The organism is Novosphingobium aromaticivorans DSM 12444, from assembly GCF_000013325.1.
In the GTDB taxonomy this organism is placed as follows: Bacteria; Pseudomonadota; Alphaproteobacteria; order Sphingomonadales; family Sphingomonadaceae; genus Novosphingobium; species Novosphingobium aromaticivorans.
The window spans coordinates 1,399,438-1,416,488 of the sequence record NC_007794.1 but is presented as its reverse complement, the minus strand read 5'-3'; the positions used below and the strand labels follow the sequence as shown (position 1 = coordinate 1,416,488).

At 65.7% G+C, this 17,051-nt stretch carries 16 protein-coding genes, 1 tRNA gene and 1 other RNA gene; 5 read left to right on the top strand and 13 right to left on the bottom strand.

Going from position 1 to position 17,051, the window contains the following annotated elements; translation table 11 throughout:
* Positions 1 to 358 precede the first annotated feature (358 nt).
* On the top strand, positions 359 to 637 hold the full coding sequence (locus SARO_RS06860; protein ID WP_011445026.1) for a hypothetical protein: 279 nt from the start codon (positions 359 to 361) through the stop codon (positions 635 to 637).
* Here SARO_RS06860 and SARO_RS06855 read toward each other — a convergent pair.
* The 4 genes from SARO_RS06855 to SARO_RS06840 all read right to left on the bottom strand — a co-directional run bounded on the left by SARO_RS06855 (position 585) and on the right by SARO_RS06840 (position 3,243).
* Complete coding sequence (locus SARO_RS06855) at positions 585 to 1,427, bottom strand: CDP-alcohol phosphatidyltransferase family protein (protein ID WP_011445025.1); 843 nt, start codon at positions 1,425 to 1,427, stop codon at positions 585 to 587. The two genes, SARO_RS06860 and SARO_RS06855, sit on opposite strands and share 53 nt — an antisense overlap.
* A complete protein-coding gene (locus SARO_RS06850; protein ID WP_041550213.1) occupies positions 1,424 to 2,173 on the bottom strand; it encodes a phosphatidylserine decarboxylase in 750 nt (249 codons plus the stop codon). The genes SARO_RS06855 and SARO_RS06850 overlap by 4 nt, the downstream gene beginning before the upstream one ends.
* Positions 2,174 to 2,221: 48 nt before the next feature.
* A complete protein-coding gene (locus tag SARO_RS06845) occupies positions 2,222 to 3,076 on the bottom strand; it encodes an alpha/beta fold hydrolase (RefSeq protein WP_049759337.1) in 855 nt (284 codons plus the stop codon).
* A gap of 81 nt (positions 3,077 to 3,157) precedes the next feature.
* A tRNA-Tyr gene (locus SARO_RS06840) sits at positions 3,158 to 3,243 on the bottom strand.
* Between the two features lie 172 nt (positions 3,244 to 3,415).
* On the opposite strand from SARO_RS06840, the gene rlmB reads away from it, so the two are divergent.
* Both rlmB and SARO_RS06830 read left to right on the top strand, forming a co-directional pair.
* Positions 3,416 to 4,231: a 23S rRNA (guanosine(2251)-2'-O)-methyltransferase RlmB gene (gene rlmB, locus SARO_RS06835; RefSeq protein WP_011445022.1), complete on the top strand. Its 816-nt coding sequence runs from the start codon at positions 3,416 to 3,418 to the stop codon at positions 4,229 to 4,231.
* Between the two features lie 20 nt (positions 4,232 to 4,251).
* Entirely contained in the window at positions 4,252 to 5,112 is an 861-nt protein-coding gene (locus SARO_RS06830) for a hypothetical protein (RefSeq protein WP_011445021.1), read from the top strand.
* 114 nt (positions 5,113 to 5,226) lie between these two features.
* On the opposite strand, the gene SARO_RS06825 is transcribed toward SARO_RS06830, so the two are convergent.
* Both SARO_RS06825 and lon read right to left on the bottom strand, forming a co-directional pair.
* A complete protein-coding gene (locus tag SARO_RS06825; protein ID WP_011445020.1) occupies positions 5,227 to 5,499 on the bottom strand; it encodes an HU family DNA-binding protein in 273 nt (90 codons plus the stop codon).
* Between the two features lie 201 nt (positions 5,500 to 5,700).
* On the bottom strand, positions 5,701 to 8,106 hold the full coding sequence (gene lon / locus SARO_RS06820) for an endopeptidase La (protein WP_041550211.1): 2,406 nt from the start codon (positions 8,104 to 8,106) through the stop codon (positions 5,701 to 5,703).
* Positions 8,107 to 8,359: 253 nt separating this feature from the next.
* On the opposite strand from lon, the gene SARO_RS06815 reads away from it, so the two are divergent.
* Positions 8,360 to 9,373 carry a hypothetical protein gene (locus tag SARO_RS06815; protein WP_041550210.1) on the top strand — a complete coding sequence of 338 codons (1,014 nt, stop codon included), beginning with the start codon at positions 8,360 to 8,362 and terminating at the stop codon, positions 9,371 to 9,373.
* A 6-nt stretch (positions 9,374 to 9,379) separates the two neighbouring features.
* On the opposite strand, the gene SARO_RS06810 is transcribed toward SARO_RS06815, so the two are convergent.
* The 6 genes from SARO_RS06810 to hrpB form a co-directional block, all read right to left on the bottom strand.
* Positions 9,380 to 10,426, bottom strand: coding sequence for an MlaA family lipoprotein (locus SARO_RS06810; protein ID WP_234007437.1), 1,047 nt, complete (start codon positions 10,424 to 10,426; stop codon positions 9,380 to 9,382).
* An 81-nt stretch (positions 10,427 to 10,507) separates the two neighbouring features.
* Positions 10,508 to 10,843 carry a YbaB/EbfC family nucleoid-associated protein gene (locus SARO_RS06805; protein ID WP_011445016.1) on the bottom strand — a complete coding sequence of 112 codons (336 nt, stop codon included), beginning with the start codon at positions 10,841 to 10,843 and terminating at the stop codon, positions 10,508 to 10,510.
* Entirely contained in the window at positions 10,840 to 12,729 is a 1,890-nt protein-coding gene (locus SARO_RS06800) for a DNA polymerase III subunit gamma/tau (protein ID WP_041550209.1), read from the bottom strand. Before SARO_RS06800 ends, SARO_RS06805 begins: the two co-directional genes overlap by 4 nt.
* Positions 12,730 to 12,794: 65 nt before the next feature.
* An RNA gene (gene ffs / locus SARO_RS20040) (signal recognition particle sRNA small type) lies at positions 12,795 to 12,889 on the bottom strand.
* Positions 12,890 to 12,994: 105 nt separating this feature from the next.
* Positions 12,995 to 13,273 (bottom strand): ETC complex I subunit, encoded by a 279-nt coding sequence (locus tag SARO_RS06795; RefSeq protein ID WP_011445014.1) that lies wholly within the window; start codon positions 13,271 to 13,273, stop codon positions 12,995 to 12,997.
* Between the two features lie 48 nt (positions 13,274 to 13,321).
* Positions 13,322 to 15,775 carry an ATP-dependent helicase HrpB gene (hrpB, locus tag SARO_RS06790; protein WP_011445013.1) on the bottom strand — a complete coding sequence of 818 codons (2,454 nt, stop codon included), beginning with the start codon at positions 15,773 to 15,775 and terminating at the stop codon, positions 13,322 to 13,324.
* A 98-nt stretch (positions 15,776 to 15,873) separates the two neighbouring features.
* Between hrpB and SARO_RS20985 the strand changes: the two genes are divergently transcribed.
* Positions 15,874 to 16,020, top strand: coding sequence for a hypothetical protein (locus SARO_RS20985; protein WP_157042424.1), 147 nt, complete (start codon positions 15,874 to 15,876; stop codon positions 16,018 to 16,020).
* 12 nt (positions 16,021 to 16,032) lie between these two features.
* On the opposite strand, the gene SARO_RS06785 is transcribed toward SARO_RS20985, so the two are convergent.
* A complete protein-coding gene (locus SARO_RS06785; protein ID WP_011445012.1) occupies positions 16,033 to 17,049 on the bottom strand; it encodes an aldo/keto reductase in 1,017 nt (338 codons plus the stop codon).
* Between the last annotated feature and the right edge of the window lie 2 nt (positions 17,050 to 17,051).

The window sequence follows — 17,051 nt, the reverse complement described above, 5'->3', positions numbered from 1 at the left end:
CCGCTGCGGAGATCCCGCTGCTGGCACCGGTGAACTTGCTTCCCGTGTGGATTGCCGGACCGCCCGCATGCACCGTGCCCGCGGGTCCTTCCGACGCGCCGGCCCTTAGATCACGCCGGAGCGAAAATCCACCCCTTATTCAGCCCGCGTCGGACAGCATCGGGTGCCTTGCCGGCGCATGGGCACGACGTGTCGCATTTTCCGATTGACGGAACGGAACAAAAAGGGAACATTCATCCCATAGCCGAATCAAACGGCCTCCAGTCAGGAACAATACAGCAATCCACAGGTTTTCCACAGGCCAATCGGAACCGTAGGGGGACCGGGCCGGAGGAACGAAAGCTCAAGGAAACGCCAAATGCTCGCTCTGCTCTGCACTCTGGTCTTCGCCGCAGCTGCCACTTTCGCATTGGCCGCAGGCTTCCTCACGATGCAGGGCCGCAAGGCGCAGATCGTGGCACTGCTGGCAGAACGGCGCTCGCTCCGGATGGACCGCGAGTTTCTCGTGCGGATCACCAGCCACGAAGCCGAAGCGCCCCGCGCATTCGCCGCGCCCCAGCTTCGCCGGATCGCGCGCCGGGCGGTCAAGCGGTCGGAAGCTGCCCGGCTCGGGCGTGGGCAGCGCGCTGCCGCCTGACCTTTGCGTAACGATACACGCCCATCGGGATGAGCAGCAGGTAAACCACGCAGATCCCCACCAGCGTCAGCCAGGGTTCGGTCAGCAACGCCGCAATCACCAGGCCCACCAGCAGGATCAGTTCAAGCCGTACGTTTCGGCGCGGCCGCATCGAAGTCCAGCTGAGCGTTGCGATGTTCGAGATCATCAGGAACGCGATCAGCACCAGCCAGGGTCCCGTGACGATGGGCTGGCGGAACCAGGGATTGTCGGTCGCGAACCACAGATAGAGCGGCAGGAACGCAAGCCCTGCGCCGACCGGCGCCGGAATGCCGGTAAGGAACCCGGCTGACTTGTGGGGTTGCTCTTCAATATCGATCCGCGCGTTGAACCGTGCAAGGCGCAGCGCACATGCGATCGCTACGGCAAGTGCGGCAAACCAGCCGACGCGCGGCGCCTCCTGCAGAGACCACAGGAACAGGATCAGCGCCGGTGCTACGCCGAACGAGACGTTGTCGGCCAGACTGTCGAGTTCCGCGCCGAAACGCGATTGCGCCTTTAGCAGGCGAGCTATGCGCCCGTCGATGCCGTCCAGCATGCCCGCGATGATGACCGCCGCTACCGCGCGCCGCCAGTCTTCGGCAACCAGCACGGGGTCGGTGCCCGAAGCCGCGGTTACGGCAAAACGGATGCCGGTCAGGCCCGAACAGAGGGCCGCCGTGGTGATGGCGTTGGGTGCCATCGCGCGCAGCGTGAGTCCCCCGGGAAGGCGACCCCGGCGCGGGCCCTCGGGTTCGCCCTGGGCAATCACTGCCCGATACCCTCGATCATCGGCGCCTCGCCGATTTCGGCAAGCACCGTCTCGCCCGCGATCACCTTCTGCCCCATCAGCACCTTCGGCTCCGTTCCGGCCGGAAGATAGACGTCGACCCGGCTGCCGAAGCGGATCAGGCCGACGCGCTGGCCGACCGCGACGATGTCGCCGCCCTTCACGAAGGGCACGATACGGCGGGCAATCAGCCCTGCGATCTGGGTGAAGCCGATCTGCACGCCGTCCGCGCGCTCAACCAGGAAGTGCTGGCGCTCGTTTTCCTCGCTCGCCTTGTCGAGATCGGCGTTGAGGAACTTGCCCGGGATATAGACCACGCGACGAATCGTTCCGGCGATGGGCGAGCGATTGATATGAACGTCGAACACCGACATGAAGATCGAAACGCGCGTTACCGGCGCATCGTTCATGCCGCGCACGCCGCTGCCGTCATCGGCGCAAAGTTCGCGCGGGGGCGGAACCTTCTGGATCAACGTGATCAGGCCGTCGGCAGGGGACACCACGAAGCGGTCGTCACGCGGCGTGACGCGAACCGGATCACGGAAGAACGCCAGCACGCCCAGCGTGAGGAACGCCAGTGGCCAGGCGATGGTCTCCCACGCCATGAGCGCCGCGCCAAGGCTGGCCACTGCGGCAATGAGGCCGAACTTGCGGCCTTCGGGGTGGATGGATGGCCATGACCATCCGGCGGTGCCGCGACCGCGGTTATCGAGTATTTCTCCGGACATTCGCCCCATCTAGGCGCTGGCTCGCGCCGCGACAAGCAAACATCCTGCCTATCCTGCGGGGTTCGGCGCGGTTGCGGGCATGACCCGCTCCAGAAATTCGATGACGGCCGCGTTGAACAGATCGTTCCGGTCGCCCGCAACCATGTGCCCCGCGCCGCCGATGTCAGCCACTTCCAGGCGGTCGATCCGCGCCGACAGGTCGGACACGCCCTCGTCGGTCACGATGTCGGATTTCATGCCGCGCACCAGCAGAGTCGGCACATGCGCGGTCCATTCAGCGGTATCCAGCATGTCCGGGATAGAGCCGTGATCGCGACCGCCAGTCAGGAACTTGGGGTCCCAATGCCAATGAAACCGCCCGTCATCTCCAAGGCGCAGGTTCTTGCGCAGTCCGTCGAGCCGTGAAGGGCGCGGGCGATCGGGATAGTAGGCCGAGATCGCATCGGCCGCATCCTCGAGTGAAGCGAAACCGTCCGGATTGGCCGTCATGAAGCCGACAATGCGCTCCACCCCCTGCTCCGAAAGGCGTGCCACCACATCGACCAGCACCAGCGCCTTGGGCACTGTCCCGTGACATGCCGCCGCCATCGAGGACAGCCCCCCCAGCGAAGCGCCGACGAACGCGAACACAGGTCCGGCGTAGCGAACGATCGCCGCAAGGTCCGCCGCGCGGCGCTGGTACGAGTAGTCGCCTTCCGGCTCCCAGCAGCTATCGCCATGGCCAAGCAGGTCATAGTTGATCACGTGGTAACCGGCGTCGGCCAGTTCGTGCCCTGCCCGGTCCCAGCTATGCCGGGTCTGTCCCCCGCCGTGCCCAAGGATCACCGTCGGCGCACCGCGCGGGCCCAGCTCGTCCGCTGCGATATGAAGCCCGCCGGAAACCGGTATACGGATAGTCGTCATGCACAATGACTGGCGCATAGCTTCCTGCGGTGCAACGGTTTTTAACCGGGCGCTTAAAAGCGCCGTTCGCGGGAAGGCTGGTGGTGGACAGGGCTAGATTCGAACTAGCGTACGCTTGCGCGGGCAGATTTACAGTCTGCTGCCTTTAACCACTCGGCCACCTGTCCACACCAGTGTTGCCGGTGCCGGTTTTCCCGTGAGGGAAGACCGATTTCGATGATCTCCGAAGAGACCGTCCGGCCGAGAGGCGGCCCCTTTGGCGAAGCATGACTTGCCTGTCAATGGGTAGGCTGGCATGCGCGGCACGAATTTTTCCACGCTTTCACGAAAAGGTGCCAGATGCCCCGTCAAGACGATCAACCCAAGGGCCGCGCCCTGCGTGGCCGCGCCGGCCGCAACCGCAGCGGTCGCGGTTCGGGCCGGGGAAGCGCGGGCGCCATCCGCCTGTGGGGCCGCCATGCAGTCGAGGCGGCGCTGACCAACCCCAACCGCGATGCAAAGAAGCTGTGGGGAACGCGCGAAGCAATCCAGGCGATGCTCGACGATCACGACGCCGAACTGCCCGCTTCGCTTCCAGTGGAATACGCCCAGGCTGCCGATCTCGGACGCCTCGTTGCCAAGGACGCCCCGCACCAGGGCCTCGTCCTCGACTGCGCTCCGCTCGATGACGTGGTCCTCGACGACGTTCTGGACGAAGCCGAAGGCCGCACCATCGTCGTACTCGATTCGGTGACCGACCCGCACAACGTCGGCGCGATCCTGCGATCCTGCGCCGCATTCGACGTCGCAGCGCTCGTCACACAGGACAGGCACGCCCCACCCGAATCGGGCACCCTTGCCAAGTCCGCGTCGGGCGCGCTGGAGATCGTGCCGTGGGTGCGCGTCGTGAACCTGTCACGCGCGCTGGAGCGGATGAGCGAGGAAGGCTACTGGCGCATCGGCCTCGATGGCGATGGCAAGGCCGTGTTCCCTGCCGCCCTGCCCTCGGGCCCTGTGGCACTCGTGCTCGGCGCTGAAGGCGAAGGATTGCGCCACAACGTCGCCCAGCACTGCGATTCGATCGCGCGGCTACCCATTGCCTCGGCCATCGAAAGCCTTAACGTCTCGAACGCCGCGGCGATCGCGCTCTACGCCGTCGCAACGCGCGAAGGCTGATGGGATACCAGGAGGGGCACATGCGTCGATCGAGTGCAATCGCGGCGGTCGTCGCAGGGCTTCTCCTCCTGGCCGGGTGCATGGTTCTTCCAGGCCGGTTCGCGTCCGACCTCGCCTTGCGCAAGGACGGCACGTTCGACTTCTCCTACAAGGGCGAGATCTACCTGCTCGCCCTGTCGAAGATGGCGGCGGAAGAGCGCAACCGGAAATCCTCAGACGCGCAGTTCGAACCGTCGACCTGCTACAGCGACGAGACCGGCGACGAACGCGAATGCACCTCGGACGAACTCGCCGCGCAGAAGAAGTCGTGGGAAGAGGACGTCGCCTCCAGCAAGGCCGCGGCGGAGGAAAAGAAGAAGTCCGACGAACAGATGATGAAGGCCATGCTTGGCGGCATCGATCCCTCCGATCCGCGCGCCGCGCAGGAGTTCGCAGACCGGCTGCGCCGCCAGAAGGGCTGGAAGTCGGTCGTCGACAAGGGTGATGGCCGCTTCGAGGTGGAATACGCGATCTCCGGGCGTCTCGACCACGACTTCACTTTCCCGACCATCGAGAAGCTGCCGATGATCACGCCTTTCGTCACGCTGATCCGCCGCGCGGACGGCAGCGTGCGGGTCGAAGCACCGGCCTTTGCCTCGGGCGCGGCCAATTCGCCATGGATGGGCATGGCGACGGCCGCTGCCGACGAAAAGAGCGAGAAGGCCGGCGGGGACGGCATGCCTGTACTCGACGGCGTGCTGACTCTGGTCACCGACGGCGAAATTCTCGCCAACAACACCGACGAGGGACCGCTGGCCGTGCCGACCGGCCGCAAGCTCGAATGGATCATCAATGCCCGCACCGCGACAGCGCCGACGGCCCTGGTCCGCCTGACCCGTTAACCCGCACCTGCCCGGCCGCAGGCACCCGGCAAAAAGAAAACCGCGCCGCCCGGATGGGCTGGCGCGGTTTCTTTCGATCGCATGCGCCCGACCATTGGTCGGGCGGTCCGTCCGTCAGTTGACGGCGTCCTTGAGGCCCTTGCCAGCCTTGAACTTGGGCTGGGCCGAAGCCTTGATCGACATGGGTTCGCCGGTCCGAGGGTTGCGGCCGGTCGAAGCCTTGCGCTTGGCGACGGAGAACGTGCCGAAGCCAACGAGACGCACTTCATCGCCCTTGGCGAGAGCGCCGGAGATCGATTCGAAGACGGCCTCGACGGCCTTGGTCGCGTCACCCTTCGACAGTCCGCTCGCGTCGGCGACGGAGCCGATCAGATCGTTCTTGTTCATTCTCGGAACCCCCTAGTTCTATTTCTTGGGAAAAGCTGAATTGCGTGGCCTTTCGGGTGCGCGGAAGAAAGCCGAGAAAAAACGGACTGTCAAAGGCAAATGCGACGAACAATCGGGAATATTCCCGACAATTCGGGGCTTTGGCGAGCTGAGGGCCACCCCGCGCAATTTCGTTGCGCGAGGCGGCCCTCGATCAACCTTTCAGTGGGCCGTCGGCGAGGTCGCAGGGCCAGCGACCGTAGGGGCGGGCTGGGTCGCCAGATCGTCCGCTTCAGTCCACTCGATCGCCTCGGGCGTCGTGACCAGCGCCCGCGCCAGCACTTCGTCCACGTGGCTCACAGGCACGATCTCGAGACCTTCCTTGATGTTGGTCGGAATCTCGGCAAGGTCCTTGCGGTTCTCTTCCGGGATCAACACCGTCTTGATGCCGCCGCGCAGCGCGGCCAGCAGCTTTTCCTTGAGGCCACCGATCGCCAGCACGCGACCGCGCAAGGTGACTTCGCCGGTCATGGCCACGTCCGCCCGCACCGGAATGCCCGTCAGCGTCGAGACCATTGCCGTGACCATGCCGATGCCGGCGCTTGGTCCGTCCTTGGGCACCGCGCCTTCGGGCAGGTGGATATGCAGGTCCTTGCGATTGAAGATCGAAGGCTTGATGCCGTAGGCAGGGCTGCGCGCCTTGACGAAGCTGAACGCCATCTGGACGCTCTCGCTCATTACCTCGCCCAGCTTGCCGGTGGTCTTGACCGCGCCCTTGCCGGGCACCGTCACGCTCTCGATCGTCAGCAGTTCGCCGCCGACTTCCGTCCAGGCGAGACCCGTGACCGCGCCGACCTGGTTCTCCTCGTCCGAAACGCCATGCCGGAACTTGCGGACCCCGGCGAAGTCGGAAAGGTTGTCCGACGTGATCGTCACGCTCTTGGTCTTGCCCTCGAGAATCTGACGCAGCGACTTGCGCGCCAGCCGCGCGATCTCGCGCTCCAGCGTACGCACGCCCGCCTCGCGGGTGTAATAGCGGATCAGATCGCGCAGGCCTTCCTGGGTCAAGGTGAACTCACCCTTCTTGAGGCCATGTGCCTCCACCTGCTTGCGCACCAGATGACGCTCGGCGATTTCGACCTTCTCGTCCTCGGTATAGCCCTCGAGCCGGATGATCTCCATGCGGTCAAGCAAAGGCTGAGGCAGGTTGAGGCTGTTCGCGGTGCACACGAACATCACGTCGGACAGGTCGATGTCCAGCTCCAGGTAATGGTCCTGGAACTTGGCGTTCTGTTCCGGGTCCAGCACCTCGAGCAGTGCCGAAGCCGGATCGCCGCGGAAGTCCTGGCCCAACTTGTCGATCTCATCCAGCAGGAACAAGGGATTGGCCGTACCCGCCTTCTTGAGGTTGGTCACGATCTTGCCCGGCAGCGAGCCGATGTAGGTGCGGCGATGCCCGCGGATCTCGGCCTCGTCACGCACGCCGCCCAGAGACTGGCGCACGAATTGGCGCCCCGTAGCCTTGGCGATGGACTTGCCAAGGCTGGTCTTGCCGACGCCCGGAGGGCCGACGAGGCACAGGATCGGCCCCTTGAGCTTGTTCGTGCGGGCCTGCACCGCCAGGTACTCGACGATCCGGTCCTTGACCTTGTCGAGCGCATAGTGATCGGCATCGAGCACGGCCTGCGCCGCCGGGATGTCCTTCTTGAGCTTGCTGCGCTTGCCCCACGGCAAGCCCAGCAGCACGTCGAGGTAATTGCGGATGACGGTCGCCTCCGCGCTCATCGGCTGCATGGTCTTGAGCTTCTTCAGCTCAGCCGTCGCCTTGGCGCGCGCTTCCTTCGACAGCTTGAGCTTGTCGATCTTCTCCTGCAGTTCGGCGATCTCGTTGGCTTCCTCACCGTCGCCGCCGCCCAGCTCCGACTGGATCGCCTTGAGTTGCTCGTTCAGGTAGTACTCGCGCTGCGTCTTCTCCATCTGACGCTTCACGCGGCCACGGATCTTGCGCTCCACCTGCAGCACACCAAGCTCGCCTTCCATGAAGGAAAGCACCATCTCGAGCCGCTTCATGGGGTCGTTTTCGGAAAGCACCGCCTGCTTGTCGGCGACCTTCGCGGCAAGGTTCGCCGCGACCGAATCCGCCAGCTTGCCAGCGTCCTCGATATCACCGAGCTGACCACCCGCATCCTGCGGCAGCTTCTTGGAAAGCTTGGCGTACTCGGCGAATTGATCGACGACCGAACGCATCATCGCCGAAATTTCGGTGCCTTGCGATACCACCGGCTCGATCGGCTCGACCTGGGCAATCAGCATCGCGCCCTGCGCGGTGGTTTCCTCGCGCAGACCTTCCAGCATCGCACGCTCGCGCCCTTCCACGAGCACGCGCACGGTGCCGTCGGGCAGCTTTAGCAATTGCAGGACGCTGGCAATCACGCCGGTATCGTAAAGATCGTCGCGGTCCGGGTCGTCGCAACCTGGATCGAGCTGCGCGAGCAGGAAGATATCCTTGTCGCCGGACATCGCCGCCTCGAGCGCAGCCACCGATTTCTCGCGCCCCACGAACAGAGGCACGACCATGCCGGGGAACACGACGATGTCGCGAAGGGGAAGCAGAGGATAGAGATTCATGGGCACTTCGTTTCCGTCCTGTCGGGCACGCCGCCCGACGCTTTGACCCGGATATGGGGGTCCCCTGTCCTTGCCGCAATGGCCTTGGCGACTTCGCTTGTGGATCACCGGCACGAGTCTGGCGCCGGACGCAATGAACTTAGCGTAAACGGTATGTTAGGTATGATCCCCGCATGGCGTTCGGCACGAAGGTCGCGTGCGTCGCGGCAGACTGCGGGGATCGCCAAAGGGAATGTTGCGAACACGGACAACCTTGATCGTCGGCGCCGGGGCCAGTGCCGAACTGCAGTTTCCCACCAATGCGGAACTCCTGGCCCGGATCATCCAGGGCTACGATTTCAAGCGCACTGCCTCAGACACGTCCACCCGCGACGGACAACTCCTGCTCCGCAACGTCTACAAGCTGGCCGAACGCGCCGGAAAGCCGGTGGAAGAGGTCGCCGTCGCGGCCGAACGCCTGCGCAACGCCTGCCGCCTCGGCCGCTCGGTCGACACGGTGCTGGAACAGTACGATCACGATCCGCTGGTGGTCGCCTGCGGGAAGCTCGCGGTCACCTATTTCATCGGCCAGGCGGAGGCGCGTTCCAGCCTGCGCGAGGCCCCGCGCCTCGAAGGCGAACTCCCCCTGCAGGGCAAGGTCGCGGAATACTGGCTGTACCAGCTTGGCCAGATGCTGACCTCGGGCGTCCCGCGCAGCCGCATCGGCCAGGTGCTGGAACAGCTCACCATCGTCAACTTCAACTACGACCGCTCGGTCGAACACTTCCTGCCTTACGCGCTGGTCATGGCCTACGGCATCGATCTAAAGGAAGCGCAGGGCGTCATCGCCGAAAAGCTGCACGTGATCCATCCACACGGCGCCATCGGCAGGCTGCCGTGGCAGCGCGGCGACGCCCCGCAGGCGGAATGGGGCGCCGAGCAGCCCTGGAACATCCACGCGATCGCGGCGCAACTGAAGTCGCTCAACGAGCGCAGTACCGAAAAGGCCGCCGTGCGCGAGATCCGCGTGGCAGTTGCCGCCGCAAAGCGCCTGGTGTTCCTCGGCTTCGGCTTCCAGCCGCAGAACGTCGACCTCCTGTTCGAGAACACGCTGTCGCACAATCCCGAAGTGCTGGTCTCCACTTATGGAATGAGCGCGGGCAACGCCGCCACCGTCGCGCAGATGATCCGGCGGCTGGCAGGGCTCGAATCCGAAGACCTGCTGATGATGTCGCCCAACAAGGCCTGGGAAGTCCTGCGCGATTACTCGCTTCTGCTGGAAAGCTGAACGCGTTCAGCCGCCGGTCGGCAGAGGCTGCACCACAGGTTCGGAAATGAAGACCGGCGCTGGCGTGGCGGCAGTCTGCGGCGCGGCTTCCGGGGGCGCCGGCGGCAGGACGGGGGGCGTCGTCGGCGTGATCGCCGGCAGCTTGATGGTCCCCTCCTTCTGGAAGTCCGCCTTGCCCTTGAGCGCGTCGATCTCGGCTTGCCTAGACTTCAGATAAAGCTCGCGATAGCTCGCATAAGGATTTGATTCCTCGCGAATACGCTTGAACAATTCATCGTTCATAACGCGCTCGTCAAGGGAGCGGATCACGAAGCTGCCATAGACATACCCGGGATGGCGCAGCGGGCCGCCAACCGCGAACGGCAGCAGGAAACGGTCCAGCCCAAGCCCGATGACATCGCGCAGCGTCGTCGGACCGACAAGCGGCAGAAACATGTAGGGCCCTGGCCCTATGCCATAGTAGCCCATCGTATAGGCGAAGCCGTTACGACGGTAAGGCAGGTTGAAAGGCTTCTTCTTCGCGACGTCGACAAGCCCACCGACGCCGACGGTCGAATTGACGGCAAACCGCCCGACCGTTTCAGCCGCCTTGCCCGGCTTGAGCTGCAACAGGAAATTCAGCGCGACGATGGGTTCGGTCAGATTGCGCAGGAAATTGCGCAGGCCCATCCGCAAGGGGCGCGGCACGCCCTTCTCATAGACCTGCGCGACCGGCGCGATCACCGCATCGTCCACCGCCTGCACCGCATCGTAGCTGGCTTGGTTGACCGACTGCATCGGGTCCTGAGGCGGCGTGCGTTCGCCCGAGACGACGATCCCGTCCTGCTCCTGCTCGATCTGGTCAAGTGAGGGTGCCGGTGCCTGCGGCAGGGCAACCTCGACCGAAGTCTGGGAAACGCTGGGCGTTTGAGCGGGCGCTTCGGCGGGCGGGGCGGCAGCCTCGCTTGCCGGTGCGGATTGAGCGACCTGTGCCTGCACGGCGACCTGGTCAGGCGTCGCGCTCGCATCCACACCTGGCACGGCAAGCAGGGCAGCACTGGCAAGCAAGGTCACGCTCAAGAACAAATTCCCGTCAATTCAACAAAATACAGCGCATATTCGACGCTGCGCGCCAGCATCTGGACTGCCTGCCGCTCAGAACGGCAACTTGAAGCCGGGGGGAATGCCCGCTGCCATCTGCACCTTCTGCATCTCTTCGGCAGCAGCCGCATCGGCCTTGCCGCGCGCGTCGTTGAACGCCGCAGCGACGAGGTCTTCCAGAATGCCCTTTTCCGAAGGAGCCAGCAGGCTGTCATCGATAGCGACGCCAATCACGCGCCCCTTTGCCGACGCGCGGATCTTCACCAGGCCACCACCGGCCGCACCTTCGACCTCGATCGCATCGAGGGTCGCCTGCGCGTCCTCCATCTGCTTCTGGATGGTCTGCGCCGCCTGCTGGGCGGCCTGGATCATCTCTTCCATCGACTTCATGCGCGTTTGCTCCAGGGTCTCTTCTCGTGCTCTCGCGAGCTTTCCTCATCAATGATCACAGCGCCCGGAAAGGCTTCCAGCGCGGCCTTGACCAGCGGATCTTCCTTCATCGCCGCGTCCGCGGCCACGGCCTTGGCGGCCTTGACTTCCTCGAGACTTGGCTGCGCCACGCCCTCCGCCCGCTCGACGATCCACGCCTCGCCGGTCACATGGTTGAGCGCACGCCGAATATCGGGGGCAGGATCGCCGGGCAAGCCGGGCGCAAGCTGATAGCGCAGAAGCCCGGGCTTCAGGTCAACAAGCCTTACGGCGAGACGCATCGTCGATCCGACGAGTGGCGAGACGTGCTCGACCTGCTCGACCAGCGATTCCCAATCGACGCTTGCCGCCGGACCTGCGTCGGCGTGGACCTGACCTTGCGCGGAAGGTGCAGAAGCGGCGCCGTCACCACCCGCAGTCGGCGCTGCGACGGCTGGGCGCGAAGCAAGTTCCTCGAGCTTCCTGACCAGTCCGCCCGGATCGGGCATTTCCGCCGCATGCATCACGCGCAGCAGCGCCATCTGCGCGGCGACCAGCGGGTCGGGCGCAGTCTTCACTTCTTCATAGCCCTTGAGCAGAAGCTGCCAAAGCCGGTGAAGCTGTCCCGCCGAAATTGCCTTGGCCCAGCCTTCCAGTGCCTCGCGCTCCTCAGTCGAACGCACGTCCGGTCCGACGCCGCCGATCTGGGCCACGGTAACGCGGTGGACCACGTCCATCTGCGCGCGCATCATCGCCACCGGCTCGATGCCCAGCGCATATTGTTGCGCCACTTCCTCGAGCACGGCGGAGCCATTCCCGGAAAGCACGGCATCCAGCAGGCGGCGCTGCATGGTCTTGTCGGCAAGGCCCAGCATCTGGCGGACCTGCTCCGCCGTCACGCGCGTCTTGCCATCGTCGCTGCCAACGAGATCCGCGTGGCTGATCGCCTGATCGAGGATCGACAGGCCGTCACGAACCGAACCTTCTGCGGCGGCGGCGACCATCGCCAGCGCCTCTGCCTCGGCCTCGACGCCTTCCTTCTCGCAGATCATTGCGAAATGGCTGGCAAGCAGCGGCGCGGGAATGCGCTTCAGGTCGAAACGCTGGCAGCGCGACAGCACCGTGACCGGCAGCTTGTCTACCTCGGTCGTCGCGAAGAGAAACTTCACGTGCGCCGGCGGTTCCTCAAGTGTCTTCAGCAACGCATTGAAAGCATTGCGAGATAGCATGTGGACTTCGTCGACGATGTAGATCTTGTAGCGCGCCGAGACCGCAGCATAACGCACCGCCTCGATGATTTCGCGCACGTCGTCCACGCCAGTGTTGGACGCGGCGTCCATCTCGATCACATCGATGTGCCGACCCTCGGCAATCGCGCGGCATGGCTCGCACACGCCACAGGGATCGATGGTCGGACCGCCCTGCCCGTCCGGGCCGATGCAGTTGAGCGCCTTGGCGATGAGCCGCGCGGTCGAAGTCTTGCCCACCCCGCGCACGCCGGTCATGAGGAAGGCATGAGCCAGCCGGTCGCGCTTGATCGCGTTGGCCAGTGTCTGGACCATCGCATCCTGGCCGATCAGTTCGGCAAAGGTCTGCGAGCGGTACTTGCGCGCCAACACGCGATAGGGCTGCGCCGGAGGAGCGGCGGAAGGCGCAGGAGCGGACTGCGCAGCGACTGCTACGGCAACCTGCCCGGTCACCTCGGGAGCGGGCGCCGGAACGACGGCAATTTCCGGTGCGGGAGCGGGTGCAGGTTCGGGAGCCCCGAACAACGATACCTGTCCTGCTGCCTCGAGTTCCTCGGCGCTGGGACCGAGATCGTCCTCGTCTTCCGGCCCGTCGCCAAACATGTCAGGTGAATCGCCCATCGTTCCCTATCTAGGAACTCGGCGCGCCCTTGTCGAAGGGCACGCATCGTTATGGGTGGAAAAGGATAAAAGGAGCCGGCCGACCCACCGCAACCCGTTGTGGCTGCTTCCTTCCGGACCTGACCAGGTTGGCGGACGCAAGCGTCCGACCGACTCCCGGCGCGGCATATGGAGAGGTGACGGGGGTTTGTCCAGCCCCTGCTTGCAGCGGCGCGGGCAAGCGGCGGAATACGGGGGCAGGCCTCGCGGCGCTGCCCGGCCCGGCTTACCTGAAATTGTCCGCGTAGCTCTGCAGCTTGAGCTTGCGCGGGGGCGTCGGGATGACGTGCGCCTCGATGCCGTGGCGCGTGGCATAGGCCTGCGCCTCTTCAAGCGTTTCGAACTTCAGGACGACCTGGCTTTGCGTGTCGCCGGATCCTGCCCAGCCCATAAGCGGGTCGGGACGGCGAGCTTCCGCCGGTTCGAATTCGAGCAGCCAGTCGCTGGTCCGGGCCTTGCCGGACTGCATGGCGTTCTTGGGGCGCTGGTAGATGCGTGCGGACATGGCGGCGCTTTCGGGCGAATCCGCGCGCAAATCAAGTCCGCATTCGCTTCAGGTCCGGCCCTTTTGTGCATTGAAGGCGTTCTTCGTCTTCAGGCTGGGGTCCTCGCTCCACGGTTCGTCGGGCCAGCGGTGCTTGGGATAGCGCCCCTTCATGTCCTTGCAGACGTCTTTCCACGACCCGCGCCAGAAGCCGGGGAGGTCCGCCGTCGTCTGGATCGGCTTCCCGCCGGGGCTGGTCAGGCTCAACAACAACGGGCGCGGCGGCTGGCCCACGCAAGGATGCCGGTCGATCCCGAACAGCGCCTGCACGCGCAGTTCCACGCAAGGTCCGCCCTCGTGGCCATAGTCGATCGCATGGCTCGTCCCCGCGGGAGATCGGAACTCGGCAGGTGCCAGCTTGTCGAGCATCTGCCGTTCGTTCCAGTCCAGCCGCCCCAGCAGCGCATCGTGCAGCCTGCCAGCCCCGACTGCCAGATCCCGCCTGCCCTTCACCAGCGGCAGTAGCCACGCCTCCAGATCGTCCAGCAAGGCGGCGTCCGACAAGGCCGCAAGGCCGGCATGGCCCGCCCGCACGAGCAGCGCCTTGGCGCCCTCCCCCAGCGGCAGAAGATCCAGCCCGCGCGAGCGCACTTCATCGATCAGGAGCCGCGCCGCGGCCTCTGCATCGGGCGCTGGATCGGGCACGCGTGCCAGCACGATAGCGCCCAGCCGCCGCTCCAGCCGCGCTTCGACACGGCCGTCCGCTGCGTTCCACGACAGCGTATGGCGTTCCTCGACCCGGTGCGCGAGGTGGCGGGTGACATCACTTTCCTCGAGAGCCGCCGCTGCGGTGATCCGCGCGCCCTTCGCCTCACCCTGGGCATCGCCAATAACCAGCCAGCGGGCGGTCGCAAGAGGCGAGGCAGGGTCGAGGCGATACCCGCGCCCGCCAGACGACAGCCATTCCTCGCCCGAAACCGAACGCGCGCGCGCGATACGATCGGGGAATGCCTCGGCCAGAAGAACGCCGGTCGGCACCTCGCCTGCCCTGCCGCGCGGGGCGAGTCGCTCAGCCATGCGCGCCCAGCGCCCCGCCAGCTTGCGCGAAGCCTCGGCACGGCTGCCGCGCTCGCTCGCCCAGCGGTCCAGCCGCCGCGCGAGGTCTTCGCCGCGTCCGCCAAGGCCACGTTCCTGCAACAGCAGCGCAAGCCGCGCCGCCTCCTCTGCCTGCCCGCGCTCGGCGGCGAAAAGGAGCATATGGGCCAGCGCCGGCTCCATCGGCAGCTTCGCCATCGCGCGGCCATGCGTGGTGATCCGCCTGTCTTTGTCGAGCGCACCCAACGCCGCCAGCGCACCTTGGGCCGCCGCCATGGCAGCAGCCGGGGGCGGATCAAGCCAGGCCATCGTGGCCGGATCGCCCGCGCCCCACTGCGCCAGTGTGAGCGCCAGCGGCGCAAGGTCGCTGGTAACCATTTCAGGCGGGTCGAACGCCGGACGGCCCGCGTGGGACGCCTCTTCCCACAGTCGATAGGCAACGCCCGGCCCCTGCCGCGCCGCGCGACCCGCGCGCTGGGCAGCCGATGCCTGACTCGCCCGCGTGGTGACAAGGCGCGTGACTCCCGCTGCCTTGTCGAATTCTGCCCGGCGCGACAGCCCGGCGTCCACCACCACGGACACGCCATCCAGCGTCAGCGACGTTTCGGCAATCGCAGTGGCCAGCACGATGCGCCGACGTCCGGAGGGATCGCGCCGGATTGCCGCGCGCTGGCCGCCGGGCTCAACCTGTCCGTGCAGCGGCAGGATCAGCGCCTGCGGAAGGCGTTCGGCCAGAGTCTCTGCGGTCCGTTCGATCTGGGCAACGCCGGGCAGGAAGGCGAGGATGTCGCCCTCCTCCTCGCGCCATGCCGTCTGTATCGCCGAGGCCATCGCCACCTCGACCTTCGCGTCGGGCCGGGCGCCAAGCCACCTGATCGCGAGCGGATGGGCCTTGCCCTCGCTCTCGATCACCGGCGCATCGCCCAGCAGCGCGGCGAAGCGGGAGCCGTCGATCGTGGCTGACATCACGACGATCCGCAGGTCCTCGCGAAGCACACCCTGAGCCTCCACCGCGAGCGCGAGGCCAAGGTCGCTATCGAGGTGGCGTTCGTGGGCTTCGTCAAAGAGCACCGCCGAAACGCCGGACAGTTCGGGATCATCCAGAATCGTGGCGACGAAGATCGCCTCGGTCACCACCAGCACCCGTGTCCGTGCCGAACGCCTGCTGTCGAGCCGGGTAACGTAGCCGATGGTGCCGCCCGCTTCTTCGCCGAGCATCTCGGCCATACGCTCGGCCGCTGCGCGCGCGGCAACGCGGCGGGGCGACAGCACGATGACCTGCCCGGTGCACCAGGGTTCCGCCAGCAAGGCGGGCGCCACCGCAGTGGTCTTTCCCGCGCCGGGCGGCGCGATCAGCACCGCGCTCTCCCGCTGGCGCAGCGCGGCAAGCAGGTCCGGCAGGACGGAATGGATCGGCAGGTCGCTCACGCCGGGCGCCTTACCGGGGATGCCTGCCCGCTGGCAACGATTTGCGCCAAGGCCCGTTCACCCTTGCAGGCAGGCGAAGGGTGCGACAGGGCAGGACGATGAAGACCACGCTGGAATTCGTGGTGGCACTGACCACCGGCATCCTGTTCAGCGGCGCCGTGATCGGCGCCGCGATCCTGGGAGCCTGCGCGTTCTCGGCGGGAAGCTGCTACTGGCTGTGGCGCCGCTTCGGTCGCCGCAAGTAGCCGCGCCCGCCCTCACCCCATCGGGTAACGGATTTCGCGGGAAACCTTGTCGATTGCCCGCAGAACCTCTTGCGACAGCTCGAGGTCGGCGGCAGCCAGGATCGGGGCGAGCTGGTCTTCCGCGCCAACGCCAACGATCGTCGAGGCGACGAAATCGTGCTGCTTGGACCAGGCGACTGCCATTGTCACCGGGTCGAGGCCGGCTTCCGCGGCAATGCCCATGAAGCGCTCGGTCGCGGCAAGGGTGCGGTCGTTGACGAAGCGCTTGCCCATTTCCGCCTGACGGCCCTCCATCGCCAGGTAGCGCGAGAAGCGCGCTCCATCGGGCCGCTGGCCGTTCAGGTACTTGCCTGAAAGAACCCCGCCGGCAATTGGCGAATAGGGGATGAGGCTGACGCCTTCCTTCCGGCAGACCTGAGCCAGCTCGTCCTCGAAGCGGCGGTTGTTCAGACTGAAGTTGTTCTGGATGGTCTGGTAGCGTGCCGTGCCAAGCCGCTCGGCGGCGGCCAAAGACTTCATCAGGCCCCAGCTCGTCTCGTTCGAGCAGCCGGTGATGCGGACCTTGCCCGCCCGGACCAGCTCGTCCAGCACTTCCATCGTCTCGTCGTAGGACGTGTCGTGATCCGGCCAATGCGTCTGGTAGAGGTCGATGTAGTCGGTACCCAGCCGAAGCAGGCTGCCTTCGATCGCACGCACGATGTTGTGGCGGTCAAGCGCGGTCATCCCTTCGCGGCATGGCGAACGGAACCAGACATGGCTGGGACCGGAAACCTTGGTCGCAAGCACAATGGCATCGCGCGGCTTGGTCTTGAGCCACTTGCCAACGATTTCCTCGGTCCTGCCAACCCATTTGACATCGGGCGGAACCGGGTAGCCTTCAGCAGTATCGTAGAAGTTGATGCCGGCATCGTAGGACCGGTCGAGAACCCTGAGCGCCTCCGCTTCGCTTACCTGGCTGCCGAAGGTCATCGTCCCCATGCAGATGTCCGAGACGACGATGGCCGAGCGGCCGAGGCGACGATACTGCATCA